The sequence below is a fragment of the Synoicihabitans lomoniglobus genome (genome assembly GCF_029023725.1).
Taxonomy (GTDB): Bacteria; Verrucomicrobiota; Verrucomicrobiia; order Opitutales; family Opitutaceae; genus Actomonas; species Actomonas lomonigloba.
In genome coordinates this window covers 4,002,497-4,028,977 of sequence record NZ_CP119075.1, presented here as the reverse complement: position 1 = coordinate 4,028,977, position 26,481 = coordinate 4,002,497, and the positions used below count along the sequence as shown (strand labels likewise).

Sequence of the window (26,481 nt, the reverse complement as noted above, 5' to 3'; positions counted from 1 at the left end):
GAAATGGGGCGATCGGCCACGTCAGTTGCGGCGCCAATACACCCACGTGCACAAGACAGCGGCGGCGAGGGTGGGCAGGACGATCCACCATGGGTTGAACGGCATGGCGTAGTGGCGCACCATCCAGAACGTGCCGACGCACTTGAGCGCGATGAGAATCCAACCGCCCAACAGCAGCATCTCCGAACGGCGGCTGCGCGGCTCGTGCCGGGTCACCGTGACCTCGCGCACGAAGGCCGACTCGCTGTCGGGCGGAGGCGAGCGTCGCAGGAATGGGAGGAAATTGGCAAACATGGGTGGAGCTACGTAGCACGGTGTCCGTTCGAAACCGTGAGGCTACGTAACGTAGCCGCGATGCCTCGAAAATAAAGACTCCGCGTGAAAGAATTTTGTCCGGGGAGGCGCTGCGGGCGTCTGGCTCATGACCAACGACTTCGGTCAAAGTCACGCGGGTGGCGGGAGAGCGGGGGAGCGATCCGCGATCGAAATTTACTTCGCCCGACGAAACAATTGTCCTCCGTCTCCGGTCGTATTCTGGCAACAACTACGAATCATGAAACCATCAACATTACTCGCAACCCTCGGATTGTTCGCCGGCCTGGCCGCCGCCGAACCGGCATCGCCCGTGGACGTGAACTTTGTCGATGCCGACAATTTTACGGACTTTTCCGACTCCTATTCATTCCCCACCCGGGGGCGTGACCTGCTCATCAAAGAACTCAAGAGTTACATCGAAGCTCAGGTGGCCCAACACCTGGCCCCGGGGCAACGCTTGGCCATCGTCATCACGGATGTGGACATGGCGGGAGAGTTCGAACCCTGGCAGGGATCGACCGCTCAGGATATCCGCATTGTGAAGGACCTGTATCCGCCGCGCATTAATCTCAGTTTTCGTCTCACGGACGACGCCGGCAACGTGCTGGCGGAGGGCAATCGCAAGCTGCGCGATCTGGGCTTCATGTATAGCTCCCGCGTGACCGACCGCGATCCGTTGCGGCACGAGAAGCAACTGCTCGAACGCTGGATCTCCCGCGAGTTGCGGGCGGCGGAACGCGCCTGATCGAGCGATTGCGTCTGCTTTGATTTGATACCGGCCGCCCGCCTTGATTGGCTGGCGGCCGTTTTCGTTTTGAGTTCCGTCTCCTCTCCCGTGCCGCCTTCGCCTGTGACCTGCCGCCTCGACCGGTGGTTGTGGACCGTGCGGGTGTTCAAGACCCGGACGTTGGCCACGGGAGCCTGCCGCGATGGTCGGGTCCGCATCGATGACTCGATCGTAAAACCCTCGCGGGAAGTGCGTATCGGAGAAGTGGTGACGGTGCGCGATGGCTTGATCGGACGGGTCTACCGGGTCGTCGGCATTCCCGCGTCACGCATCGGAGCCAAGCTGGTGCCGGATCACTGCGAAGACCGCACCCCGACGGCGGAGATCGAGCGGGCGAAGGCGGCCCGGGTGCAACAGGTGCTTGCCCGCGAACGCGGCGCGGGCCGACCCACCAAGCGGGATCGACGTCAGCTCGATGACCTGCTCGACCAATTATGAGTAAAGCTCCCCTGAATGTCTTTGCGCGTTTTGAAACCGAGCTCGACGTGCGACCCGACGACATCGACCTGTATCAACATGTGCACAGCACGCGTTATCTCGACTACGTGTTGGCGGCGCGATTTACGCAGATGGAGCGCGACTACGGCATGTCGATGAGCGACTTCGCAGCGCGTGGGCTGGGCTGGTATATGACGACGTCGACGGTGAACTACAAACGTCCGCTCGGACTCGGCGACCGGATGGTGGTGCGTTGCTGGATTGATCATTTTACGGCCCGGGGGTGTCGTGTCGCCTTTGAGATCGACCGCCTGCCGCAGCGCAAGCGGTCCTGCGACGGGTATTGCGATTACGCGCTAATCGATCTCAAAACCAATCGCGCGGTTGAGCTCCCGGCCGATGTGCGCGAGAAATACAGCATCTAGATTTCATCATGACTTTTTCCAAGACCCTCCTCTGCCTCTCGCTCGCACTGTCGATCCTCGCCGCCGGTTGCACCAAACGTGGCGCCGAACCGATCGCACAGGGCAACACCCTGCACGTGGGCAACTCGACCGAGCCCTCCGATCTCGATCCGCAGACTGTGACGGGTCGGCCGGAGAGCAAAGTCATTCGCACGCTCATCGAAGGTCTGGTGATACCGGATCCGGTCACGCTCGAACCGCGTCCCGGGCAGGCGGAGTCCTGGGAGATCTCCGAGGATGGACGCGTTTACACCTTTCACCTGCGGCCGGAAGCCAAGTGGTCCAACGGCGATACGGTCACGGCGCAGGACTTCGTCGGCTCGTGGCAACGCATCCTTACGCCGTCGTTGGGCTCTGAATACGCCTACAACCTGTTCCTCGTCGTCGGGGGCGAGGCCTACAACAAGGGTGAGCTGACGGACTTCAGTCAGACGGGATTCAAGGCTCTCGACGACCGCACGATCGAGGTCACGCTGGTCAATCCGACGGGCTACTTTCTCGATTTGCTCACGCATTACAGCTGGCATCCGGTGCATTTGCCGACCGTCGAGAAATTCGGCGGGCTGACGCGCAAGGGCACGGCCTGGACCCGGGCGGAAAACTACGTGAGCAATGGTCCGTTCGTGCTGGCGGAGTGGATACCCAACCAGCACATCGAAGTGCGCAAGAGCCCGACCTACTGGGGCCGTGATGGCGTGAAACTCGACGCCGTGCGCTTCTACCCCATTGAAAGCACCGACACCGAGGAGCGGATGTTCCGCACGGGGCAACTCGACGTGACCGACGCGCTGCCGCTCAGCAAAATCGATCACTATCGTGACGAGCGAAAAGACGTGTTCCATCTCGACCCTTATCTGGCGGCGGCCTACTTCCGCGTAAATGTGAACAAGCCGCAGCTGTCCGATCCCCGCGTGCGTCGGGCTCTCGCGTTGGCGATTGATCGCGATGGATTGGCTTACGAGGTGCAACGGGGAGTGAAGACCCCGGCGCACAGCTTCACGCCGCAGATGCCGGTCTTTAATCCGCCCATCACGTTTGAGGACAACGTGGAAAAAGCGCGCGCTTTGTTGGCCGAGGCCGGCTATCCCGGAGGCAAGGGATTGCCCGCGATCGAGATTCTTTATCCCACCTCCGACACCGGCCGGATCGTGTGTGAAGCCCTGCAGGCCATGCTCTCCGCTAATCTCGGGATTGATGTGCGCCTCTATAATCAGGAGTGGAAAGTCTATCTGGATACCATGAACAACCAGGCTTACGACATGGCGTGGAGTGCATGGATCGGCGACTACGCGGACCCGATGACGTTTTTGGACATGATGGTCACCGATGGCGGCAACAACCGCACCGGCTGGTCCAACGCCCGTTACGATGCACTCGTCGCGGAGGCCGGCACATTGGGCGATGCTCATGATCGGGCGGTTCGCTACTCGGAGATGGAACAGATTCTGGGCGCGGAAGTGCCGGTGATTCCGCTGTATTTTTACACGAAGCATTATGTCATGTCTCCGGCCGTGAAGGGCTGGCACCCCACGCTGCTCGATATCCATCCGTTGCAAAACGTGTGGTTGGAGCGGGAGTAAGCATCCGCGAATGAGGAGGTGAGGGCGGCGAAATAGCCGCTTTTCGTCACGTTGAAGTCACCGCGAAAGTTGTTGCGTTTACGGGGCGTAGGTATCTGCTCGGCGCGTTCGTTGGAAAGACGTTAGGCAACAGGAACTGGTGAATCTACAGATAGGGTAAGGCTCTAAGTGTTGATTTGAAACCCGATGGTCGGGAACGGACTGCAGGCAGACGGGGATCTACGAAATCTTCAACATCATGAGCTCAGCTAAATTATATGTAGGTAACATGTCCTTCAAAACCACCGAGGACGAACTCCGTGACGCATTCTCCGCTTATGGCGAAGTCACCGACGTTTACGTTGCCATGGACAAAATGACCGGTCGCCCCCGTGGCTTCGCGTTCGTGACCCTCGACACGGCGGAAAACGCCGCCCGTGCCGCTGAGGAGCTGAACGGCAAAGACTTCGGTGGTCGCGCTTTGACCGTCAATGAAGCCCGTCCGAAGGAAGATCGTCCTCGTGGCGGTGGCTTCGGTGGTGGCGGTGGTGGTCGCGGCGGCTTCGGCGGCGGTGACCGTCGTGGTGGTGGCGGTGGCTACGGCGACCGTCGCGGTGGTGGTGGTGGCGGCTACGGCGATCGTCGTGGCGGCGGCGACCGTTACTAATCGGCCCATCCTGCTCGACCGCATCGACGGTTAAGTCTTTTCAACGGAGTCCCTCGACGGGGCTCCGTTTTTTTGTGCTCGGGCCCGGCGGGCGCGCTGCCAAGGCTGGCCGTCATGCCCGCGCCTTCCGTCGATCCCAACCTCAGCATTGCTGCCTTGCGCGCGCACTTGGCGGCGGTGCAGGCGTGTGAGCGGTGCCCGCGGATGCATCGACCCGCCGTGGTCGGGCGACCGGCCACCCACGGTATTCTGCTCATCGGTCAGGCCCCGGGCGACAAGGAGCCCACGTTGCAGCGACCGTTTGCGTGGACGGCGGGCAAGACGCTCTTCAAATGGCTGCACGGGGCGCTCGGTTGGACGGAGGACGAGGTGCGCGACCGCGTCTATTTCGCGGCCGTGTGCCGCTGTTTCCCGGGAAAACGGCCGACGGGCGGCGACCGGGTGCCATCGCCGGAGGAGATCGCGACGTGTCGTCGTTGGCTGGATCGAGAGTTTGTATTGCTGCGGCCCCGACTGGTGCTGTTGGTCGGCAAACTCGCGATCCAACAATTTTACGAGGTGGGGGCCCTCAAGGACCTGATTGGTCGGACGCTGCCGCTGGAGTATCACGGCCATCGGGCGGATTGTATTCCCTTGCCTCACCCCTCCGGCGCCTCGACCTGGCATCGCACGGAGCCCGGCAAAGCGTTACTCGAAGCGGCCTTGCAACGCGTCGCGGCCCATCCGGCGGTCGCGGCGGCCGAGCAGGCGACAAAACTTCGGCTGTAAATCGAGCTTTCGCCCGCCCCCGGAACTGTCCTAGCTTGGGGCATGCGTCGTTATTTTGTTCTGCTCATCGGAGCTCTCTTATTGCCCACCTTGGCCTCTGCCCAACGTGAGAAATTGCCGCCGCGCGATCTCGCGATCGTAAAGCGCGAGTTTCCCAACGCGGAACGCACGTCAACCGGACTCTGGACGGAATTACTCCGCGCTGGCGACGGAGCGCAGGCGAATCGGGGCGATACGGTCAGCGTCTTGTTCAAGGGATCGCTACTCGACGGCACGGTCTTCGACGAAATGCAGGATGCGACCAAACCGTTCACTTTTCAACTCGACCGCAAGAAGGTCATCGACGGTTGGGAATACGGTTTGCTCATGATGCGCGAAGGCGAGAAACGTCTGCTTATCGTGCCTTACGAACTCGGTTACGGCACGCGCGGTCGCTCCCCGGACATCCCGCGCATGGCGACGCTGGTTTTTGAGGTCGAGTTGCTCAAGGTGGAGCCGCGTCAACCGTTGGTTTACTAGAATCGGATCAAACGGGACTCAGCGGTCGACGGCTGGCGCGAACGGCATCGATCGTGTAGCAGGCCAGGCCGATCCAAATGAGCCCGAACGCGGCGGCCCGATCGAGGCTGAACGGTTCCCGGTAAACCAGCCAACCGATCAAAAACTGGCAGGTCGGCGCGAGGTATTGCAGCAAGCCGAGCGTGGTGAATTTGAGTCGCCGCGCGCCGTAGGCGAATAACGTGAGGGGCACCATGCTGATGACGCCGGTGCCGACCATGAGCAACGTCGCCGATGGGCTCGTGTTCCCAAATGCTGCGCCTCCGCTCGCCGTCAGCCAGCCGATGAAGCCCAACGCAATCGGCGCGGCGAACGTGGTTTCCAGCGCCAAGCCGTTCAGGGGACTGGCGTGCGACTGTTTGCGCACCAAGCCGTAGGACGCCCAGGTCGCGGCCAAGCCGAGGGCGATCCACGGCACCGTGTTCACCTGCACGATCAGCAACGTCACCCCCGCCGCCGCGAAACCGATCGCCACTTTTTGGGCGCGGCGAAGTCGTTCGCCGAACCACAGTCGGCCGAGTGCGACGTTGAGCAGCGGCACCAGAAAGTAGCCCAAACTCGTCTCGATGATCCTGCCTTGACCGACCGCCCACACATAAAGCCCCCAGTTGGCACTGAGCAAAGCGGAGTTTTTCAGGTGCGCCCGTCGGCTGACCGGATCGGCCCACGTATCGCGCAACCCACTCAGGCGACCCCGCACGGTCTGGAAAATCAGCACCGCCGTCAGCGTCCACACCATGCGGTGGGCGAGCAGTTCCACCATGGAAATACCGTCGAGCAGTTTCCAATAGATCGGCAATATGCCCCATAGGAAATAGCTCACCGCCGCAGCCGCTACGCCCGCCTGGGAGGGATCGGAGATGGAGGGAGACGTGGTTTTCAGGTCGCGCACCCTCCGGTGGCTTCCGCCCGGCGTCAAATCCCCGTCCAACTGCGCCGATGGCTGCGAAAGGGAATTGTTAATCAATAGTTTCGATGGACGGGGGTGAAAAAAGGAATCGCATCCCCCGCGCACTCAGATGAAAAAGGTTGTCATGAGCGACGAGCCCGAGCCGCCAGCGTTGCGACTGCGACCCCGCAGCAAGCCAAAACCGGAAGAGCCGTCTTCCGATGACACGAGTTCTTCGTCCCCGACCGAGGATTCGTCGGCTTCGCCGTCGTTGCGCATCAAACCGAAGCTCAAACTCCCGTCCGATGCCGAGATGCCTGCGTCGCCGGAAGCCACGTCGCCGGAAGCCCCCGCTTCTGCTCCGGCGGTTCCCGAAGCGTCGGCGACCCGCCCCAAGCCGCGCCTTTCCTTTAAAACCGACGCTGACACTCCGACGCCATCGGCGGAGGTGTCGGCGCCCTCCGAACCCGCGCCGGAGCCTCCTCCCGCGGCGGAACCCGTGAAGCGCAAACCCGGACTTTCCCTTAAGGGTCTGGGCGGGGCCAAACCAGCGGCGGCGGCGGCGGCCTCTGCTCCCGAGTCCGCGCCATCACTGCCCGACGCAGAAACTCCTGCGGATTCCCCCGCGGAGACACCGGCCGAAAAGCCGCGACTTCAACTTTCCTGGGCCAACAAAAAAGACGCCGCCGGCCCCAGTCCGGACGACCCGACGACGGCGGCGCCCAAGGACAAACCCAAACCGATCAGCATGTCACGGCCACCGATTCCGGTGGAACCTGATGCCGGGAGCGTCGCGGCGGATTCGGATCTGCCGCCTCCGTTGTCGGTGGTCACGGGCGAAGGCGAAACGCCGGCAGGATATCCGCCTCCCGCCGGAGCAGCGGTGCCCCTCGCAGGGGGCGAAGACGACGACGATGATGACATCGCCCCGCGCAAACGTCGCAAGCGTCCCGAGCAGAGCCCGATTTTCAAAATCGCGATCATCGCGATTATGTTGCTGGTCGTGGGATTGGTGATGGGAGGAGCCTATTTCGCTTACACCACTTTCTTCGGGGCGTCTGAAGAACCCACCCCGGTCGCCGACACGCCGCCCCCGGCCGAAGCCGCCGACGTCGGGTCGCAGTCGCTCGCTGGTAAACTGGTGAACAAAGCGCAAGACGCCGCCGCGGCTCATGATCAAATCACGGAGGAGGTGGAAGCGGTGATCGCTCCGGCTCCCGAACCCAAGCCGTTGCCCACTTTGATCATGGAGCGGGAGCCGGTGAAAATGCCGGCGCAAGCGGCGATCCCTTCGCCTGAATTCCAAGACTGGGTCGGCACCGTGCGCATCAACAGTGTGCGTGAAGGCAATCCCCCGCGGGCATTCATCAACAGTATTTTGGTGAAACAAGGCGACGTGGTTAACCCGCAAATGGGCATCACGTTTCGGGGCATCGACGCCGACCAAAACTTATTGATCTTCGAGGATGCGACCGGAGCCGTGGTCGGAAAGAAATACTGAGCGCCAGGCCTCCGCCGGAGGCGGGCGTCGGAGTGCGGGTCGGGGGATTTTTCCGCGAATCTGCGGCCAAGCTTCGATTCTCGGACGTTTTTTGTAAAAGATCCGTCATAATTGGTTCGCCCTAGGGACTTTCCTACACCTATGGGTTTTGCATGTGCGCGCAGAACAGCGGTTCAGGTGAATCCCGCCAGAATGATGATTTGAATCATCCGGGCGGGCGCGACACGGCATCATCGGATGGTTCTTCGGCGCCTCAGTTTCGGGTCTCCTCGGTTTCGACGACCATAACGTCAGCCCCGTTCAACTTTGGCGACACCGGCCCCAGCGTGGTGTCGGACTCCCATTCCCCCTACGCTCCCGACGGACCGCAAATTCGCGATTCCGGGGCTTTGCATGACGGTCAGGCCACGATTCCTCCCACCGATCGCGATACGGGGAGCGTCTTTCCGTCGACGCCGAGCGCCTATACCACGCGTCCGCCTTGGATGGTGAGCAACTCGAACCCGCCGGTATCGCCGGTATCCTCGACGCCGCCCATGACGTCGGCACCGTCGCAACCTCCGATGGGGTCGACGCCCCCAACGCGGATCGCGGAATCGAACCCACCGATGGACCTCCCGCAGGAGCAAACGCCGACTCCCGTGCAGTCGACGCCTCCGGTGGCGCCGGTTGAATCCAAACGGCCTGCGTCCCGGCGATCCAAGCGGGCGGCCAAACCGCGTCGTCGCTCTCGGCTTGGCGGTTTGTTGCTCAAACCGTTTATTCTGGTGCTGAAATTGGTGCCTCTGGCGATCGTGGGTGGAGTGGGCTACTACGGCTACATGTCCTTTTTCGGACCGGCCAGCGATTCGGAGCGCAACGCGTATCTCTCATCCCCGACGGCTGGCGCCTCCACGGGCGGCGCTGCACCCAGCTCCCGGGCCGGGATGTTGATCGCCCAAGTCAAGGATGTCGTGGCGACGCACGATGCCGGGGTGCATGCCGCCAATGCCCTGGCTGGCGCCGATGGCAGCGAACAATCCCTGTCCATCGAGACGGGCGCATCGGGCCCGACGCAGGCTCCGGCGCCGAACCCTTATTCGGCGCCCATTTCCTCCACCCCCCGTAGTGCCCCGTCCAAACCCGGCGCGCTGAGCGGCTTGTTGGACAAAGCCAAAAAATCCGTCTCGAACGCCACGGATTCCGTCACGGCGGCGGTGGGCTCTGCCATGGCTTCAAAGGAAGACACCTCATCCGAAGTGACCTTGGATTTTGCGGACGAACCGGAAACGCAGATCGTGGAGAGCCGTGCTGCGCCCATTATTGTCGTTCGGCAGGCTGAGAACACGAGCAAGATGGTGGGGTTACGTGGACGTGTCGCCCCGAGCGACAGCCTGGAGCCCGTGGTGGCTCGTCCCGCTTCGGCGTCCGCGCCGGATTTTCCCGGCTGGGTCAGTGTCATCGAGATCGGTGAGGTGCAGGACGAGGGGCATGTATTTGTCACAATCGACGGTCGGCAAGTGCGTCCGGGTCAGATCGCGGATGAGCGGTTGGGCATCCGACTGGATCGGGTCGAGTCCACCCATCGGGTGTTGGTATTTGAGGATGCGTTGGGGCAAACGATCGGTAAGCGCTACTGACGCCGTGCCACCCGGAGGTGCTCCTCAGAATGTGATTGAGTGCCTGTCCAAGGCGGGGTGCGATTCGTGAACATGGGCGACGAGCCAGAAAAGCCGGATTTTCGATTGAAATCGCGTGCTCCCAAAGCGCGAAAGAAACGCGTTACGGATGACGGGACGGACGAATCCGGGCCGAAATCTTCGACGGCGGGCGCGACGCCTCACCCCATTTCCAGTGATCCGGATGACCTCTCCTACACCACGCGGCCGCCGTGGATGGAAGGGAAAGTAACGAGCATCTCAGCCGACGAGACTTTGCCGTCGATGGCGGGTGATGCCGCGATCAAGCCGGAGAAACGCGAGGCCCCGGAAGACAGGGTCGCCGCCAAGCCAGGGGCGGCAGCGGATGAAGCGCTCGCCACGCGTGGCCAGAAAGCGTCCGCGGAAAATGCGGAGGAAAAAACCGCGGAAGCCGTGAGTGCAGAGGAGTCGACTCCGGCCGCCCCGGCGCTGGCCGAAGGCGTCCTGCTCGACAAGGAAGCCATCAAGGCCGAGCGGTATTATGCCAAGCGTCGCAGCGGCGGTAACGCGTTTATCCTGCTGTTCCGGGTGTTGGCGAAATTCGTGCCCATCGGCATGGTGCTCGGGTTCTCTTTTTACGTCTATAAATCACTGTTTGCTCCGATGCCGGACGAAGAATTTCGGGATGGAGCGGCGGAAGCCACGACGGCGGTCGCGCCTTCGCCCGCCGCCGTGCCGCCGAGTGACGGCCGTCCCAGCGTCGTGTATGCGGCCGGGAAAAAACCGACCGCGTCGTCTGGAACCAGTGCATCCGCGCCGGTCGTCGTCAATGCGGCCGGGGCCGATCCCGCGAGTGTGGTGCAGACGCCTCATGGCGCGATCGATGTTTCCCAGATCGGAGCTCCGGCCACGGCGACCGCGAGCGAGCCCGGCAAGCCCATGTCCCGCGTGGGCCGCATGTTGCAACAAGCAAAGGACGCCGTGTCGGCTCACGACAAAAACGTGCATGCCGCCAATGCCCTGGCCGATCTCGACCACGGCGGCGATTTGTCCGCCCTGAGTGTCGACGCCGGACCGGCCGATCCCAATTTGCCGACGCCGGCCGAGCTGGCCGCCGCCGAAGCCGTGCTGCGGGCGGAAGCCGCGCGCGAAGCCGAGATCGCCGCCGTGGCCGCGCAGCAGGACCAAGTGGTGGGCCGCATCAAGGCGCCGGAACTCGATGAATTGTTGAATGGCTCGAAACCCCGGCCGATTGAGATCATCCAGACGGTCGACCCCTCCAAGGATTTGCTGGCGTGGGCGGCGCAGATGCGACTCACCGGCGTGCGCGAAGGTGACGATCCACGTGTGGTGGTAAACCGGATACCGGCCCGGATCGGCGGCATCGTGGATTACGATCTCGAAGTTTACTTCGACAACATCGACGTGGTGCGCCGACTCCTGATTTTCAAGGACAAGAACGGGGCCTACGTCACCAAACCGTATTGACCCCGAAACGCGGTCGCTCCGCAGGAAACGACCGCGCCGGGTTTGGACGTATTTGCGATTTGGTTACGCGGCGTCGCGCAGAATCGCTTCGATGCGCTCGGGCGTGAGGTCCCCGTGTTCGCCGATGCCGGTGAGGCCGCGCGCCGCCAAACGTTGGGCGACCTGCGGGGCCACCTCGGCCGCAACCTCGTAGGCGGCGAAGCGGGTCGGAATGCCGATGGACTCGTAGAATTCGCGGGTTTGGGCGATGGCTCCGGCGACGCGTTCGTCTTCGGTGCCGGTGGTGATGCCCCAGACCCGTTCCGCGTATTGCAGCAGCTTGGCGCGCTTGGTGTCCTTTTGCGCGGAGAGGAGACTCGGGAGCACGATGGCGAGCGTGCGAGCATGGTCGATACCGTGCAGGGCGGTGATCTCATGACCGATGGTATGAGTCGCCCAGTCCTGGGGCACGCCGGCCCCGACGAGACCGTTGAGCGCGCAGGTCGCGGCCCACACCAGATTGGCGCGGGCATCGTAGTCGTTGCGATCGGCGAGGGTTTTGGGGCCTTCGGCGATGAGGACGCGCAGGACGGATTCGGCGAACTGGTCCTGCACCGCGGCGTGGGCCGGGTAGGTGAGGTATTGCTCGATCACATGGCAAAACGCGTCGCCGATGCCGTTGGCCACCTGACGCTCCGGCAGGGAGAGCGTGGTCGCGGGATCAAGCACGGAAAAGACCGGATAAACGCTTGGACTGATGAAGTGGAGCTTCTCCTTGATCGCGCGGCGACTGATGACCGACGCGCCGTTGGCTTCGGAGCCGGTGGCGGGCAGGGTGAGCACCGTGCCCAGCGGCAGGGCGCTTTTCACGGAGGCACCGTTGTCGAGCAGGATCTGCCACGGGTCACCCGCATAGGGCACGGCGGCACAGATGAGCTTGGCACCGTCGAGGACAGATCCTCCCCCGACGGCCAGCACCCAATCGACCGACTCCTGCCGGCAGAGCTCGACTGCTGGCAGGAGCGTATCGAAATCGGGGTTGGCTTCGACGCCCCAGTGCTCGTGCACCGTGCGTTCGCCGAGGGCGGCGATGACTTGGTCGTAGACGCCGTTGGCCTTGATGGAACCGCCACCGGCGAGCAGCAGCACCTTGGCGTCGGCGGGGATTTCGTTGGCAATGGCGGCGATTTGGCCGCGACCGAAATGAATACGGGTTGGATTGTGGAAAGTGAAGTTGTCCATGGAGAAGAGCAACGTGGCCCGCCTCGCACGAGGTGCAAGCGACACCCGGATTTCCGTTGAACACCGGGCGGCCGCAGCCAGCGCGGTCAGCCGACGTTAAGCCGCGCAAGTGTAACCATTATGGTTACACTTGCGGCGGAGAGCGTCGCGCGATCTTTCTGCGCATTTCGAGATGGCGACCGGCGATGGGGTGGATTTGGTTACCCGCATGTTTAAAGCCACTTCCGTCAAAGCTGCGCTGCAGGCGAGCGAACCGGCCGACTCAATTCTCGTAAACGGCTGGGTGCGCACGCGTCGTGACGCCAAGGCGTTTTCCTTTGTCGAACTCAACGACGGTTCGTGCCTCAAGAACCTGCAGGTCATCGCCGACGTCGGCATGCCGGGCTACGTCGAAACCGTCTTAAAACTCACGACCGGAGCGGCGATTTCCGTGCGCGGTGAACTCGTCGCGTCGAAGGGCGGAGGGCAGGCGTGGGAAGTGAAGGCGTCGGAAATCACGCTCGTGGGCGCGGCGGATGCGACTTACCCGCTGCAGAAGAAGGGACACTCCATGGAATTCCTGCGGGAGATCGCCCATTTGCGGCCGCGGGCGAATCTCTTCGGTGCGGTGTTTCGGGTGCGCAGCCGGTTGGCGTATGCGGTGCACCAGTTTTTCCAGGAGCAGGGCTTCGTCTATGTGCACACGCCGATTGTGACCGGCAGTGACTGCGAAGGCGCGGGCGAATTGTTTCGGGTTTCGACGCTCGATCCCTCAAGCCCGCCGAAAAGTGAGGACGGATTGATTGATTACGCGCAGGACTTCTTTGCCCGCCCGACTTACCTGACAGTTTCGGGCCAATTGGAGGCCGAAGTCTTCGCGTGTGCGCTGGGCAATGTCTACACGTTTGGTCCGACCTTTCGTGCTGAAAATTCGAATACATCACGACACGCCAGCGAGTTTTGGATGATCGAGCCGGAGATGGCCTTCACCGATCTGGCGGGCAACATGGATGTGGCCGAGGAGTTCGTGAAGTATCTCATTCGGGACGTGAAGGAACACTGCGCGGACGATCTCGCGATCTTCGGCAAGTTCGTCGACAAGGGTTTGCTCGAGCGACTGGAGTTTGTGCTGGAGCGCCCGTTTCAGCGCGTGAGTTACACCGAGGCGATCGAGATTCTGACCGCCAGTGGCAAGACGTGGGAAAATCCGGTGGAGTGGGGCGACAACCTGCAGTCCGAGCACGAACGGTTCCTCGCCGAGGAACATTTCAAGTGTCCGGTCACCGTCTATAATTACCCGAAGGAAATTAAGCCCTTCTACATGCGCCTCAACGACGACGGGAAAACGGTCACTGCCATGGATGTGCTCGTGCCCGGTATCGGTGAGATCGTGGGCGGCAGCCAACGTGAGGAGCGCCTCGCTGTGCTCGAAGCGAACATGGATCATCACGGGCTTAACCAAGACGATTACAGCTGGTATCTCGACCTGCGTCGCTACGGCTCGGTGCCGCACAGCGGATTCGGTCTCGGCTTTGAGCGCATGCTCATGTTCGTGACCGGCATGGCCAATATTCGCGACGTAATCCCCTTCGCCCGCACTCCGGGCAACGCCGGGTTCTAAGCCCCGAGTTTTGGTCCGCGCCCCTTGCCCTTGCGGCCCCAGCCCAGGGCGAGGGAGATGCCGATCACGATGCCGATCAGGAGCGTGATGGCCAGCAGTGCGGCGCGGGGCATGGCGATGGTGATGAAGAGGACACGCGTCACCACGACGTCGGTGTTTTGGAAAATCACAATCGCCATCAATGCACTGGCGATGAGCGCAAAATAGAGTTTGGCCTTTTTCATGGCCCGCCATTTCAGCGTCCGCAGCGGTGGGACGCAATGGCTGCGATGGGCTCAAGATACGGGGTTGCGCGTCGCTGGATTTGCGAGAATCTGCGGGTATCGTGAGTTCCTCTGCTGCGCTAGAATCCACGGCCACGCGCGTGTTAATGATCGATGACGATCAAAAATTTTGTCGTTTGGTGACCGATTATTTGAAGCCGCTCGGTTACGCTGTGACGGCGGTGCACGAAGGACCCTCCGGTGTGGAGCGCTGCCAGGCGGATTCATGGGACGTGGTCCTTCTCGATGTGATGCTGCCGGGGTGGGACGGGTTCGATGTCTTGCGGAGAATCCGCCAGCATTCGACGGTGCCGGTCCTGATGCTGACGGCCCGGGGCGATGAGATGGATCGAATCGTGGGCTTGGAGGTGGGGGCCGACGATTATCTGCCCAAAACTTTTTCGACGCGGGAGTTGTTGGCGCGGTTGCGAGCCGTGCTGCGGCGGTCGGCGCGGGAAGAGTCTGCGGCCGCCGCGACGGCCGCCCCGATGGTGGAGTTGGTCGCGGGGCCCCTGCGTATGCTCCCGGAGGCACGGGCGGCGTTTTTGAACGACGATCCCATGGATCTCACCCCGGTGGAGTTTGATTTGTTGCTGAGTCTCGTGCGAGCCAAGGGTCGGGTGAGGTCGCGGGAGGCGTTGCTGGACGAAGTGCGGGAGCGCAATTACGACGTGTTCGATCGTTCGATTGATGTGCACGTTTCGGCTTTGCGCAAAAAGCTCGGCGATGATGCCAGGTCGCCGCGGTTTATTCGCACCATGCGCTCGGCGGGTTACCTGTTTATCGACCCGGATGCCTCGTGAGGCATAAATTGTAAAGTCGCCGTAAAGGGTCGGGCCATCGGCTTTCACTGGAGGCAAGATTCCAGGTTCTTCCCCCCAATTATTTTGTGAAACTTCGCATTCCGCTCGCTCTTAAAATCGGTCTTTGGCTGATCCTCAACCTGCTGTTGTTGGTGGGCGTTGGCGTGGCGCTGTTACTGGGCAACGGGGGGATTCGTGGGGTGATGGAACGCTCGGTGGGCGATCAATTGCGCAACGTCGGCGATGTGATCATGGCGGAGTATAATCGCGAGCCTCTGGCCGGGCGGGAACGATTGTTGGCGGGTTACAGTGCGGACTACCGGTTGTCGTTTTATGTTTTTCTCAACCCAGGCGAACAGGTGGGCGGACCCGATGTGGCGCTGCCCGAGCGGATCGCGTCAAAGATGGGTCAGCCCGCCCGTCGGCCACCACCAAGACGGGCCGAAGACGCCCGGCCTCCGCCGTCGCGCGATGGATCCCGTCCGCCGCCGCCTCCGCCAAGTGCGCAGGAACAGCTTCCGCGGCGCATGGATGACGGCAGCGTGCCCGGGAGAGTGTTGGAGCGAATCGATCCGCCGGGGCAGTGGTGGTTTGGCGTGCGGGTGCCGGTGCGAGTGTCGCCGGAAACAGCGCCTCAGCCGGGCACGTTGTTCGCGGTGTCTGACTCGGCGTGGGCCTTTGGGTCGCTGCTTGATCTGCGGCCGGTGTTGGGGGCGGTGGGTCTGGCGGTGGTCTTGTCGGTTTTGTTTTGGTTACCGTTGGTTATACGCATGACGCGGGCCTTGCGCACCTTGTCGCAGGCCACGGAGCGCATCGCCGAGGGTAATTTCGCGACGCGGGTGCCGACCAAACGGCGAGACGAAATCGGCCATTTGGGCGAAAGTATCAACACCATGGCGGGTCGGTTGCACACGTTGGTTGACGGGCAAAAAAAGTTTCTGGCGGATGTGGCGCACGAGCTTGGTTCGCCGGTCGGCCGCCTCCAGGTGGGGACCAGTATATTGGAGGAACGCGTGCCTTCGGAATTGCGCCCAGCGCTCGCTGACGTGCGGGAGGAGGTAGAGCAGATGGGGCAGTTGGTGGGGGAATTGTTGGACTTTACAAAAGCCGGGATGCGTTCACCCGAAGCGGTGCTGATGGCGGTGCCATTGAAACCTCTGGTCGGGCAGGTCGTGGCGAGGGAAGCTGGTGGTCGTGACGTCGAATTACGGATCGCTCCCGACCTGACGGCGCTGGCGGATGCGCTGCTCCTCGAACGCACGCTGGGCAATATCGTGCGCAATGCGGTGCGTTGCGGGGGCGAAAATGTGCGGATTCAAATTATGGCGCAGCTGATAGTGCCCGATCGGATCGACGTGGTGGTGGCGGATGATGGCCCGGGGGTGCCGTCGGAGGCTTTGGCGCGATTGGGAGAACCGTTTTATCGCCCCGACTTGGCCCGGGTGAGGTCTGCGGGGGGCGTGGGATTGGGACTGTCGATTGTGCGATCCAGCGTTAAAGCGATGGGTGGCACGGTCCGGTTTACGAACCGAACCCCGCGTGGATTCCAAGTTGAGGTGGAGTTAAGCGCAGCCTCGTCCGCGTGAAATTTACACCGGCTTAATGAAAAGGCCGCTCGGGCACATCACCCGCTAACACGGCGGTGCGATCCTGTGGGGGTTATGAACGAAAACGTTATTACCCGTAAGGTCGCCTCGGCGTTGTTGCTCTCGTTGAGCCTGTTTGCCGGAGGTTTTCTGATGACTGCCGCCGTGGCGAAAAGCCAACCGTTTCCTCCGCCGGGCGAGCAAGGGGCGCCCCCTCATCCCCGGTATGAGCCGGGAGCAGGTCACCCGTTGCTGGACGTCTTCGATCAAAACGCAGACGGCACGATCAGCGTCGACGAATTGGAAAACGCGACGACGGTATTGCGCACCTTTGATCGGGACGAGAACGGCGTGCTGGATCGTGATGAATTGGAAATCGCGCTGCCTCCGCCGGCGCACCTGAACGGCATGAGAGACGGCTCGCGTCCGCCACCTCCGCCACACCCGCAACACGAAGATTAGTAGCGGACATCCTGTTGCGGATCGCCCACGCTGGCGGCATGGACTCCCCCGCCCTGGTGCCCCTGTCGTTTGAGCGCAAAACCGAGACTGAGATGCGGGCGGCCGCCGAGGCGAACTACGCGGGTATGCGCAGCCGCCGCAGTGTCCGTGATTTCGCGCCTGACCCCGTGCCGCAGGATATCATTGCGACCTGTCTTCAGGCGGCCGGAACCGCCCCCAACGGAGCCAATTTGCAACCGTGGCACTTCGTGGCGATTGGCGACGCGGGAGTGAAACAGTGCATTCGCGAGGCGGCGGAGGCAGAAGAACGCGAATTCTACGCGCACCGTGCCCCTAACGATTGGAGGAAAGCGCTGGCACCACTCGGCACCAACGCGGAAAAACCCTTCCTGTCCGTCGCACCCTGGTTGATCGCGATTTTCGCGGTAAATGCCTTCGTCGATCCCGCAACCGGCGAGCGTCGGCCGACCTACTACCCCAAGGAGTCCGTTGGCATCGCCACGGGTTTTCTGATTTCCGCGCTGCACGCCGCGGGATTGGCGACGCTAACGCACACCCCCAGTCCGATGAATTTCCTCAACGAAATCCTCGACCGGCCGACAACAGAAAAACCGTTTTTGCTTCTGGTCGCCGGCTATCCGGCACCGGGAACACACGTCCCCAATATCACGAAGAAGCCCCTCGAATCCATTGCTTCGTTTGTATGATACGCACGGCATAAAATCCGGCGCGAAGTCTTTGAAGTCGCAGAAGGCTAGCACGCGTGCCGCACTGGTCGTCTTTTGATCTTGGAATAAGTAACGCGTTTGAGCCAATTATTCACCGACGCCGACGGGCTGGCTATGGTGGCCAATCTCAACATAAAGGTAGGTTAGAATACCTACATTAAGAGTAGTAGTATAAAATTATACTGCGTTGAGGTTGGCAGAGTTTACGGCAAGGAATTGAGTAATCCAGATATATAAATTGCGCTCATTGAACGCAATGAATGCGATGCGTCCCGCCGTTTCTCAACCAAGCGGTCGAAGCCCCCTACTTATGCCCCTTTTTATCTATTTGTTGCTTGATCGCACCCGTGTAAATCGTCCGAAAATACTCCTTGAGTGTGCACCGGGTCGATTAGTCCAAACCCTCAGAATAATGGCAGGGTGGGTGGCGTGGATTTTGATGACCTCGGTGGTGACGGCGGTGGCGCCCAGCGTAATTACGCCGCCTGAGAGCCAGGTATCGACCGCAGGAAGCGTAGTTTTATTCACCGTCGCGAGCGAAGGAAGTGAGCCAATTTATTATCAGTGGTTTCACAATGGCATAGCTGTTGAAGGGGCAACGGCCGAGACGCTTGAACTGACCGATCTCAATTATCACGATGTGGGTAGCTACGCGGTGAAGATCAGCAACGCGGAGGGGTCGGTGGTGAGCGCTGCGGCCGAATTGACGGGCAGTGACCCCGCGCCGGTGATCACAGTTCAGCCCCAATCACAATCGCCCGTGGCCGGGACGGCGACGAATCTCAGTGTGCAGGCGACTGGAACTGACCTGGGCTATCAATGGCGACGAAACGGCTCGGAGATTCCTAATGCGACTGAATCCTCGTTTTACGTTGCGAGCACCTCGATTGCGGATGGTGGGGTCTACGATGTAGTGGTGTCGAGTGGACTGGCGTCGACGATATCGAGCGCGGTGACCCTCGTTGTCGCGCCTTCGTCCTACGCGGGTTTGGTCAGTGGAGATCTCGCCGGTGGGTTGCAGCTCGAACGACCGGACCAGCAGGCCTACCGCGTGTGGCCCTTGGCGGACGGTCGCGCTTACGTGGCGGGACACTTCCATGTCGTTAACGATGTGCGCCGTCCGTTTGTCGTGCGCCTCAAAGCCGACGGTGCCTTGGATCCGACGTTTGCGGTGAGAGGAATCACCGGGACTGGGATAAATGCTTTGTTGGTGCAACCAGATGGAAAAGTGGTGATCGGTGGTTCGTTCACCACAGTGGCAGGGGCAGGGAATCTCGCGCGACTTAACGTGAACGGATCCGTCGATACGACGTTCCAATCGTATGGATTCAACCGAGCCGTCCTTTCTTTGAGCGTTACATCAGATGGCCGTATTCTCGCCGGTGGTGATTTCGAGAGCTATCGACCTGATGCGAATAGTTATATTCCTCGAAGCTACCTGGCGGTGCTCAGGGCGGACGGAACACTTGATTCTGACGTGTTACTTCCTGTGCTGAACAACAGTGTGAACCTTGTGCTCGGATTGAGTGATGGGAAAATACTTGTGGGCGGCGGATTCTCCGACGAAGAACTCGTGCCGATCCCCGGCATAGTATGGCTAAATGGCGACGGGTCTTGGATCGTGCGTAGTTCGTCTCCAGCGGGTAGTGTGTTCTGGAGCGCGGTGGAGCAGGCCGATGGACGCATTTTGGTCGGAGGAGTTTTCGACACTGTAGATGGGGAATCGGTCAGTAATTTAGTCCGTTTTAGTGCCCCGGGTGAATTGGATTTAACCTTCAGTGAAGCAGTGGGGGTAGTCGATGGTGGGGTGAGGTCGATGGCGGTGACTGAGGATGGCGGAATCTGGCTTGGCGGAGAATTCACGGCGATCGAGGGAACGGAGCGTCCATTGGTGGCGAAGTTGCAATCGTCTGGTTCCCTTGATCTTGATTTCACGGCCGACGTCTCCAGCGCATTCAGCACGACCAAATCGATCGGCACTGCGGCAGACGGATCGTTATGGATGGTTGGCGAGGTAGCGGTCCCGGATGCCTCCGGAGTCGCGCGGATTGACCAAGCTACGGGAGCAGAGACCGAGTTCACGGCACCGGTGCTGCGACTCCAAGCGTTTGCGTCAACTACGTTGGCCCTGCCGGGCAACGAGTTGTTGGTGGCGGGAACATTTAGCCATCTCAACGGGATCGAGACCGAGTCGATGGTGCGTATTGCATCCGACCAGACGGTTGCGGCCGTTTATGATTTGGGATTCAGCGAAAGTCTCGGATCGATCAAGGCGCTGATGCGCCAACCGGATGGAGGTGTCGTGATAGCGGGTTCCTTCGTCGGGGACTCGGACCTGACAGGAACGGCCTCTTCGCTCATGCGGGTGAAACCGGACGGCACACGTGATGAGTCGTTCGCTACCACGTCCGACGTTTCCGCAGGCGGAGTAAACGTCCAAGGCAGTGTGGAGGCAATGGCGGCTGCGGCGGACGGTAGGTTCGTGATCGCGGGCTGGTTCAGCGCGTTTGGCGGTGATGAAAGACGAGATGATGTTGCCCGTTTTTTTGCGAACGGTCAGATGGACCCATCCTTTGATGCGGGCGACGTCGGGTTGTCTGGGTCGGTGTTAAAGTCGCTCGTAGTCGATGCCCAAAACCGCACCTATCTTGGCGGAGCGTTCACCACGTTTGCCGGCCATAGTCGCGAGGGGGTGGTGAGGCTGTTGCCTGACGGTTCGGTAGACGAAACGTATCCGAATCTCGGCGTAAATGGAACGGTCCACGACATCGCATTGGATGCTGCCGGTAAGTTGGTCGTGGTGGGAAACTTCAGCTCGGTTGACGGTTCGCCAGTCCCGGGCATTGCGCGGTTCAATTCTGATGGCACCCGTGATCTGGCTTTGGGAACCACTTCCAGCTTGGGCGCTCACCCGCAGCAGCTGCTCGTGCAACCCGATGGGAAGATGCTGCTCAGCGGCTCCTTCACGACCGTCGCGGGAACGATTAACAGTCCCTATCTGGTGCGCCTCAATGAGGATGGCAGCCGTGATGAGACCTTTGCGGCCAGTCATATCGGCGGCGAACCCACGACTTTGGGTATGCGCGACGATGGCCGTTTGTTTGTCAGCGGTGTTTTCCCGACGATTGGAGGTTTTCTGACGGCAGTCGAAGACCCTGCGATCCAAGTAGATCCCACCGATCAATCCGTCTCGGTCGGAGGTGGTATGACCGTCTCAGTCGAAGGCACCGGGGGGGGGCTCAGTTACCAATGGCGGCGCAATGGTCGGGACATTGTGGGAGCGACGGCAGCGACACTATCGCTGGACGCGGCGACCGTCAATGATGCTGGGCTGTATGATGTGGTGATCACCAATCTAGCGGGGCGCGTCGTGAGTGAATCGGCCGTCGTTTCAGTTGCAGCGCCGATGGAGGAGCAGCGCGTGCTGAAGAATATTTCTGCTGTCGTAACTGCAGCGGCAGATGAGCGCGTTTTGGTGCCCTTCAAGATCGAAGGGGCCGGAATCAAATCGATGTTGATGCGAGCAGTGGGACCAACCTTAGGAGTTTTGGGCGTTGATGGTTTCATGCCCGACCCTGTTTTGCGGGTGTTACGTCCGTCAGGAGAGCTCATCGCTAGCAATGACGACTGGAGCAGTGATGAGGGTAATCAAAACGCCATCCAACTAGCTGCGTTTCAAGTCGGGGCATTTGGCTTGTCGGAAGGCACGCTGGACGCCGCGCTCGTGGTGGAACTCGTGCCCGGGCGCTATATCCTTGAGGTGGTCGGTGCGGAAGCCGGTCGGGTGTTGGTCGAGTGCTATGATGCTGATGGCAGTGATCCGACAGCGCGCTTGGTTCACATGGGGTTGCTGGCCACCCAGGGCACGGGATCCGCCGCGCTGAACGTTGGATTTGTGGTGCAAGGAAGCTCCCGTGATCTACTGGTGCGGGCGGTTGGTCCCGGTGTTCCGATGGACCATCGTTTGGCGGACCCCTCGCTCGATGTGGTGGCTTCGGGTTCGAGTGGAAATGTTCCGTTGCTTGCGAATGATAACTGGGACGATCAAGACGCTTTGGAGGGCATATTTCGTTACGCTGGCGCGTCGGCCTTGATGGGAGGCAGCTTGGATGCAGCGGTAGTCGGAACCTTCGACGCCGGTGCCTACACGGGGCGGGTAAAAACGCCGATCAGCACCACCGGAACGGTGCTATGGGAAGTTTTCGACCTCGCGAATACCAGCGCAACGCTGGCGCCCGAATTGGTGTTGCCGGTGCAGTCAACGGAGACCGTAGCGGGTGGTTCCGTGACCATGGGAGTGCTGGTGGCCGGTGCCGAGCCCTTGACCTATGTGTGGCACAAAAACGACGTCCTGCTTCCGTCTGAAACGGGTTCTCGGCTGTCGCGCGGGGATCTTACTCACGCCGATAACGGCACCTACGAGGTCACGGTGTCGAACGATCACGGTGACCTGACGGTAGTGGCCGCGGTGATTGATCTGCCCGTCCCCCCATCGATTGCCAACCAGCCCATCGGCGTGACGGCGAGTGGTGGCGACGATGTTACTTTCTCGGTGACCGTGGCCGGAACGCCGCCATTTACCTATCAATGGCTCCACGATGGGCAGCCCATCGCAGGCGCGACTTCAGACGAACTTCAACTCGATGGTGTCAACTGGTCGAATGCCGGGGGATATTCGGTCGAAGTCACGTCCGACCATGGCAGTGTGCGCAGTGCGACGGTGGAACTGGCTGGCGCGGGGGTTCCGCCGACGGTTGCGTTGTCAGCCGCTTCGTTGGTCGCGACCGTAGGGGACGAGGTCGCGGTGTCGCTCGTGACCGGCGCCACCGATGCCACCTATCAATGGCGGCGTAACGGTTTTGACCTGCCCGGTGAAACGGGAACGACCCTCCAGCTCCCGGGTGTCAGTCTTTTGGATACGGACCGCTATGAGGTCGTGGTCCGCGACGGCCCGTCGTTGAGCGAGCAGGTATCGGAGGCATTTTCCCTGCATGTGTTCCCGGCGAAATTGCCCACCGCCATCACGCCGGACGCGCGCTGGCATGTAGCCCTGGAGGGCGGCCCGTCGAGCTTGACTGGATTTTTCGCCTTGCCGGACGGAGGTGCGCTGGTGGTGGGGAGTTTCAGCCAGATCAATGGACACGCTACGCCGAACCTCGCGCGGCTGAATGCGGCGGGCGAGGTGATGGCTTCGTTCACAGCGCCCGATCTGCTTCCTTCGCAGGCGGCCGATTTATCCGCGAGCATCGCGATCCAAGGGGGCAACCATCTGATTGTCGTGACGCGTCCGCGTGCGATCGAAGGTCAGTCCCGACAATGGTTGAAGCGTTTTGATCTCACGAGCGGCGAACTGGATGAGACGTTTGCCGTCGATGTTGGGCTGAGCGATGAGATAGGCAATTTCAGCATTGGATCGGTGGCGGTGGCGGCCGACCAAAAATTAGTGGTGGTGGCCTTGTTGCAGGTGACGACCTCGGGGGGACCGTTGGCAGCGGTGGTGCGGCTCTCTCCGGACGGGGACTGGGACACCACGTTCGCCATCAGTTACTATGACACCATACCGCAGTTACCTTTGGCTTTGGTCGATGGCGGAGCCCTCGTGGGTGGAACCTTTTCGATGGTGAATGGCGTCGCCTCGCAGCCTGTCGTGCGGTTAGGTGCGGACGGCGCGCTCGATGTGGAGTTTGCCGCCAACTTGGATTTGGACGGTTTTTCCTCCCCGGAGATCCAGCCCTTGCTCGAGATGGGTGAGGACAAGCTCTATCTCGGCATCAGCACGAACGGCAATGGGACGGTCGATGTGCTGGCGGGAGATGGGTCACGGCTTTCGCGCTTGCAGGGCGATGGCGCTCCGCGCCGGATGTTCGCGCAGGCCGACGGCACGGTTTTGGTTTGGGGTTTTATGCAGAACTTGGAAGGTGTGGCGGTGAACGGGTTGGCCCTGCTGGACCAAAATGGGACCGTCATGGCGACTCCGCTGGAATTGAATAGCAGCCAAATTGACGTGGTGTCCGCATCGTCCTCAGGCCGGGTGTATATGAAGGGCGTCAATTATACCAACGGCCAACCGTTCATGCAGCGTTGGGTGCGCGGGACGAACGATGTTTTCAATCTGAGTTTGGCCACCCTCGGCCTCGGCCGCGCCTATGACATCGCTCCGCTCGACAACGGGGAGTGGCTCGTGGCGGGTGACTTTGACAAGGTTAATGGCGCGGACAGCTACAACCTTGTGCGGTTGGCCGCCGACGGCACCCTCGCGGGCGTCTACGGGGATGAGTTCGGGCCGCAGGGATCAATCGAAAAAATCAGTCGACGATCAGACGGTCAGTTCGACCTGAAGGGGTCGAGCAACCCGGCACCATTCGGCATCATGCGACTCGATGCGACTGGTGCGCTCAATCCGTCGTTTACACTCGATCCGACGCTCTCGATCGCCTCCTTGATCGACATTGTTTCTCTTCCAAGGGGAGGACTGATCGCCAGCTCGTGGTATTTTGCCTACGAAAATGGACTTTTGAGGGAAGTTTATCTGAACGAAGACGGTTCGAGATCGGCGGGTCTGTATCAATCGACCACCGATACTCCATTTTATGCAGGGGTGGTGTTGCAGAATGGTAATCACGTGACCGTATCGACGGACGGTTTCCGTTCGCGGGACAATAGGGGGATAGTAGATGAGGCGTTCCACGATGACGCCGATTGGAATTCGACGGTCATCGGATTGAGTTTGGCGATGGACGAGAGTATCTGGGCGTTTGGTTTTCGAGAAACCAAACGACTGGCGGACGATGGTTCGGTTCTCGCGGAAACTCCGGTGGGGAATTCTTTTGGGTTTGAGTGGGTCGGCAATGGACCGGACCCACGATTTGCTGCGTTGCCTGACGGGGACATTCTGGTGGCGAATTATTCCTTCGCGTTCTGGATGGAGGCGTTTCTGGAATCGCCGATTACCCGCCTGAATCCCGATTTATCCATCGACGATTCACTGCAGCTTTCCGGGGTGCACGATCAAGTGACGGCAATGCGTTTGACCGAGGCCGGCGACCTCTTGCTGAGCGTTCCCGGGGCGGTGTTCATGACGCGGGCGACGGATGAAGTCGTGCCCCGCGTCACCGCGGCCGATGTGGTGGAAGTGAGACCAGTGGGCGGGTCCGTTGAGCTGACCGTCACGGATGTTCCTTCCGGCGAGCTCACTTACCAATGGCGACACAATCGCACGCCGATCGAGGGTGCCACCGCCCCGACCCTTAGATTGGCGGACCTCACGTTGGCCGAGGCAGGTCGCTACGATGTGGTGATCACGGGCACGTCCGGCGACGTTTTGAGTGATCCCTTCACGCTGGAGGTTGCCGTCTTCGAGCGGGTGATCGCCGCCTTGAGCGCGCATCTCGAGCTAGACGCAGACGAGGTCGCGTTCCTGCCGTTTCGCATTGAAGGTTTGGGTGAGAAGCAAGTGCTATTAAGAGCGATCGGTCCGACCTTGAGCGGACTGGGAATTGACTCCGCCATGCAGCAACCGCGAATCAGGTTGGTGGACGAAACGGGCGAAATCGTCATGCTAAACGATGGTTGGGCCAACAGTGTTTTGGTTGCCGACACGGCGGCGACCGTAGGTGCGGTCACGTTTGCCGCCGACAGTGAAGACGCGGCATTGGTCGCTCTATTACCGGCAGGAAACTACGTCGCCATGGTGGTTGACGAAGCCGGGGGCACGGGATTGGTCGAGCTCTTCGACGCCGGCGCGACGTCGGGATCGAGTCGCATTGTTCATGGGGGGGTATTGTCCCGCGATGGCGGAAGCGGTCTTTCCCTTGGTTTTGTCGTCGACCGCTTTGAGGCCGGGTTGTTGGTGCGCGCGGTGGCCCCCGGACTCGGGCTGGGCGATACCAGTCTGATCGACCCCGTCATAACCCTTCACAACAGTTCCATGAGCACGATCGCGGAGAACGACGACTGGGATGACACGGCGGACTTGCGCACCGCATTCGCGATCGCAGGAGCTTCACCACTGGTGGCCGACAGTTCAGATGCAGCGGTGACGGTTGTTCTCCCGGCCGGTGCCTTTACGGCTACCACGACCACCCAATCTTCGGAGGGAGGTCGCACGCTGGTCGAAGTCTATGATTTGTCCGGCCGGGCACCACCTGAGGCACCGGTGTTGCTCATGCCCGCCTTGTCCCAAACCGTGGCTGCTGATGAGGCGGTGCGGTTCGAGGTCGTTGCCGCGGGGGCGGGATCGTTGGCCTACCAATGGTATCACGACGGCGAGCTATTGGACGGCGCGACCACTGGCACGTTTGCCCTCAGCGCGGCAAAGGCGGCCGATTCCGGCAACTACACGGTCCGAATCGCCAACTCGCACGGTTTTATCGAATCAGCTCCGGCTACGCTCACCGTAATCACACCGCCCACGTTGCATGATGCCGATACCAATGGCGACCGTCGGATCGGTTTGGTCGAATTGTTGCGCGTCATTCAACTCTACAACACGCGATTTGGCACCTCCCGCACCGGGCGTTACGCGGTTGCGGAAGGATCGGTGGACGGCTTCACGCCGGATAATACCTCTTCCTCTGCTGCCGTGCTTTCTCGCTACCATACCGGAGACACCAATCGCGACGGACGCGTATCCCTCATCGAACTGCTGCGCGTGATTCAACTTTATAATACGCGTTCAGGCACATCGCGGACCGGAGCTTATCGTCCTGCCGACGGCACCGTCGATGGTTTCGAACCCGAGTCGAGTATCTAACTTTAAACTACAC

At 61.0% G+C, this 26,481-nt stretch carries 21 protein-coding genes; 17 read left to right on the top strand and 4 right to left on the bottom strand.

The features are described 5' to 3' along the window. Window positions 1-21: 21 nt before the first annotated feature. Window positions 22-294, bottom strand: coding sequence for a hypothetical protein (locus PXH66_RS15510; protein ID WP_330930448.1), 273 nt, complete (start codon window positions 292-294; stop codon window positions 22-24). A 259-nt stretch (window positions 295-553) separates the two neighbouring features. Here PXH66_RS15510 and PXH66_RS15505 point away from each other — a divergent pair, with 259 nt between their 5' ends. From PXH66_RS15505 to PXH66_RS15475, 7 genes are all read left to right on the top strand, one after another. Next, window positions 554-1,060 (top strand): DUF3016 domain-containing protein, encoded by a 507-nt coding sequence (locus tag PXH66_RS15505; protein ID WP_330930447.1) that lies wholly within the window; start codon window positions 554-556, stop codon window positions 1,058-1,060. Window positions 1,061-1,150: 90 nt separating this feature from the next. Then, window positions 1,151-1,540 (top strand): RNA-binding S4 domain-containing protein, encoded by a 390-nt coding sequence (locus tag PXH66_RS15500; RefSeq protein WP_330930446.1) that lies wholly within the window; start codon window positions 1,151-1,153, stop codon window positions 1,538-1,540. Then, the gene (locus tag PXH66_RS15495) at window positions 1,537-1,965 is read left to right on the top strand and encodes an acyl-CoA thioesterase (protein WP_330930445.1); all 429 of its coding nucleotides are present in this window, start codon (window positions 1,537-1,539) and stop codon (window positions 1,963-1,965) included. The genes PXH66_RS15500 and PXH66_RS15495 overlap by 4 nt, the downstream gene beginning before the upstream one ends. Before the next feature lie 8 nt (window positions 1,966-1,973). After that, window positions 1,974-3,584 carry a peptide ABC transporter substrate-binding protein gene (locus tag PXH66_RS15490; RefSeq protein WP_330930444.1) on the top strand — a complete coding sequence of 537 codons (1,611 nt, stop codon included), beginning with the start codon at window positions 1,974-1,976 and terminating at the stop codon, window positions 3,582-3,584. Between the two features lie 238 nt (window positions 3,585-3,822). Continuing rightward, window positions 3,823-4,230 carry an RNA recognition motif domain-containing protein gene (locus PXH66_RS15485; RefSeq protein WP_330930443.1) on the top strand — a complete coding sequence of 136 codons (408 nt, stop codon included), beginning with the start codon at window positions 3,823-3,825 and terminating at the stop codon, window positions 4,228-4,230. Window positions 4,231-4,344: 114 nt separating this feature from the next. Next, window positions 4,345-4,998 carry a uracil-DNA glycosylase family protein gene (locus tag PXH66_RS15480; protein ID WP_330930442.1) on the top strand — a complete coding sequence of 218 codons (654 nt, stop codon included), beginning with the start codon at window positions 4,345-4,347 and terminating at the stop codon, window positions 4,996-4,998. A 90-nt stretch (window positions 4,999-5,088) separates the two neighbouring features. Next, a complete protein-coding gene (locus PXH66_RS15475; RefSeq protein WP_330932070.1) occupies window positions 5,089-5,517 on the top strand; it encodes an FKBP-type peptidyl-prolyl cis-trans isomerase in 429 nt (142 codons plus the stop codon). Window positions 5,518-5,524: 7 nt separating this feature from the next. Here PXH66_RS15475 and rarD read toward each other — a convergent pair whose 3' ends face one another. After that, window positions 5,525-6,448, bottom strand: coding sequence for an EamA family transporter RarD (rarD, locus tag PXH66_RS15470; protein ID WP_330930440.1), 924 nt, complete (start codon window positions 6,446-6,448; stop codon window positions 5,525-5,527). 127 nt (window positions 6,449-6,575) lie between these two features. Here rarD and PXH66_RS15465 point away from each other — a divergent pair, with 127 nt between their 5' ends. The 4 genes from PXH66_RS15465 to PXH66_RS15450 all read left to right on the top strand — a co-directional run bounded on the left by PXH66_RS15465 (window position 6,576) and on the right by PXH66_RS15450 (window position 11,053). Next, complete coding sequence (locus tag PXH66_RS15465; RefSeq protein ID WP_330932069.1) at window positions 6,576-7,946, top strand: hypothetical protein; 1,371 nt, start codon at window positions 6,576-6,578, stop codon at window positions 7,944-7,946. A gap of 481 nt (window positions 7,947-8,427) precedes the next feature. After that, window positions 8,428-8,619, top strand: a complete 192-nt coding sequence (locus PXH66_RS15460) for a hypothetical protein (RefSeq protein WP_330930438.1) — start codon at window positions 8,428-8,430, stop codon at window positions 8,617-8,619. Window positions 8,620-8,692: 73 nt separating this feature from the next. After that, window positions 8,693-9,565: a hypothetical protein gene (locus PXH66_RS15455; RefSeq protein ID WP_330930437.1), complete on the top strand. Its 873-nt coding sequence runs from the start codon at window positions 8,693-8,695 to the stop codon at window positions 9,563-9,565. A 72-nt stretch (window positions 9,566-9,637) separates the two neighbouring features. Beyond that, window positions 9,638-11,053 carry a hypothetical protein gene (locus PXH66_RS15450; protein WP_330932068.1) on the top strand — a complete coding sequence of 472 codons (1,416 nt, stop codon included), beginning with the start codon at window positions 9,638-9,640 and terminating at the stop codon, window positions 11,051-11,053. Window positions 11,054-11,116: 63 nt separating this feature from the next. Here the strand turns inward: PXH66_RS15450 and PXH66_RS15445 are convergent, their stop codons facing one another. After that, complete coding sequence (locus PXH66_RS15445) at window positions 11,117-12,274, bottom strand: iron-containing alcohol dehydrogenase (protein ID WP_330930435.1); 1,158 nt, start codon at window positions 12,272-12,274, stop codon at window positions 11,117-11,119. A 208-nt stretch (window positions 12,275-12,482) separates the two neighbouring features. On the opposite strand from PXH66_RS15445, the gene asnS reads away from it, so the two are divergent. Next, on the top strand, window positions 12,483-13,874 hold the full coding sequence (gene asnS, locus PXH66_RS15440; protein WP_330930434.1) for an asparagine--tRNA ligase: 1,392 nt from the start codon (window positions 12,483-12,485) through the stop codon (window positions 13,872-13,874). Here asnS and PXH66_RS15435 read toward each other — a convergent pair. Further along, window positions 13,871-14,098, bottom strand: a complete 228-nt coding sequence (locus PXH66_RS15435) for a hypothetical protein (protein WP_330930433.1) — start codon at window positions 14,096-14,098, stop codon at window positions 13,871-13,873. The genes asnS and PXH66_RS15435 overlap by 4 nt on opposite strands. A 146-nt stretch (window positions 14,099-14,244) precedes the next feature. On the opposite strand from PXH66_RS15435, the gene PXH66_RS15430 reads away from it, so the two are divergent. The 5 genes from PXH66_RS15430 to PXH66_RS15410 all read left to right on the top strand — a co-directional run bounded on the left by PXH66_RS15430 (window position 14,245) and on the right by PXH66_RS15410 (window position 26,468). Then, window positions 14,245-14,940, top strand: a complete 696-nt coding sequence (locus PXH66_RS15430; RefSeq protein ID WP_345781740.1) for a response regulator transcription factor — start codon at window positions 14,245-14,247, stop codon at window positions 14,938-14,940. An 86-nt stretch (window positions 14,941-15,026) separates the two neighbouring features. Then, complete coding sequence (locus PXH66_RS15425; RefSeq protein ID WP_330930431.1) at window positions 15,027-16,526, top strand: sensor histidine kinase; 1,500 nt, start codon at window positions 15,027-15,029, stop codon at window positions 16,524-16,526. 75 nt (window positions 16,527-16,601) lie between these two features. Further along, entirely contained in the window at window positions 16,602-16,988 is a 387-nt protein-coding gene (locus tag PXH66_RS15420) for an EF-hand domain-containing protein (protein ID WP_330930430.1), read from the top strand. A gap of 38 nt (window positions 16,989-17,026) precedes the next feature. Further along, complete coding sequence (locus tag PXH66_RS15415; protein ID WP_330930429.1) at window positions 17,027-17,695, top strand: nitroreductase family protein; 669 nt, start codon at window positions 17,027-17,029, stop codon at window positions 17,693-17,695. A gap of 661 nt (window positions 17,696-18,356) precedes the next feature. After that, on the top strand, window positions 18,357-26,468 hold the full coding sequence (locus PXH66_RS15410) for an immunoglobulin domain-containing protein (protein ID WP_330932067.1): 8,112 nt from the start codon (window positions 18,357-18,359) through the stop codon (window positions 26,466-26,468). Window positions 26,469-26,481 lie beyond the last annotated feature (13 nt).

Coding starts and splice junctions, on each gene's coding strand:
- PXH66_RS15510 (WP_330930448.1), bottom strand. CDS start 294: ATGTTTGCCAATTTCCTCCCATTCCTGCGACGCTCGCCTCCGCCCGAC.
- asnS (WP_330930434.1), top strand. CDS start 12,483: ATGTTTAAAGCCACTTCCGTCAAAGCTGCGCTGCAGGCGAGCGAACCG.
- PXH66_RS15490 (WP_330930444.1), top strand. CDS start 1,974: ATGACTTTTTCCAAGACCCTCCTCTGCCTCTCGCTCGCACTGTCGATC.
- PXH66_RS15505 (WP_330930447.1), top strand. CDS start 554: ATGAAACCATCAACATTACTCGCAACCCTCGGATTGTTCGCCGGCCTG.
- PXH66_RS15450 (WP_330932068.1), top strand. CDS start 9,638: ATGGGCGACGAGCCAGAAAAGCCGGATTTTCGATTGAAATCGCGTGCT.
- PXH66_RS15465 (WP_330932069.1), top strand. CDS start 6,576: ATGAAAAAGGTTGTCATGAGCGACGAGCCCGAGCCGCCAGCGTTGCGA.
- PXH66_RS15485 (WP_330930443.1), top strand. CDS start 3,823: ATGAGCTCAGCTAAATTATATGTAGGTAACATGTCCTTCAAAACCACC.
- PXH66_RS15415 (WP_330930429.1), top strand. CDS start 17,027: ATGGACTCCCCCGCCCTGGTGCCCCTGTCGTTTGAGCGCAAAACCGAG.
- PXH66_RS15495 (WP_330930445.1), top strand. CDS start 1,537: ATGAGTAAAGCTCCCCTGAATGTCTTTGCGCGTTTTGAAACCGAGCTC.
- PXH66_RS15445 (WP_330930435.1), bottom strand. CDS start 12,274: ATGGACAACTTCACTTTCCACAATCCAACCCGTATTCATTTCGGTCGC.
- PXH66_RS15420 (WP_330930430.1), top strand. CDS start 16,602: ATGAACGAAAACGTTATTACCCGTAAGGTCGCCTCGGCGTTGTTGCTC.
- PXH66_RS15480 (WP_330930442.1), top strand. CDS start 4,345: ATGCCCGCGCCTTCCGTCGATCCCAACCTCAGCATTGCTGCCTTGCGC.
- PXH66_RS15435 (WP_330930433.1), bottom strand. CDS start 14,098: ATGAAAAAGGCCAAACTCTATTTTGCGCTCATCGCCAGTGCATTGATG.
- PXH66_RS15430 (WP_345781740.1), top strand. CDS start 14,245: ATGATCGATGACGATCAAAAATTTTGTCGTTTGGTGACCGATTATTTG.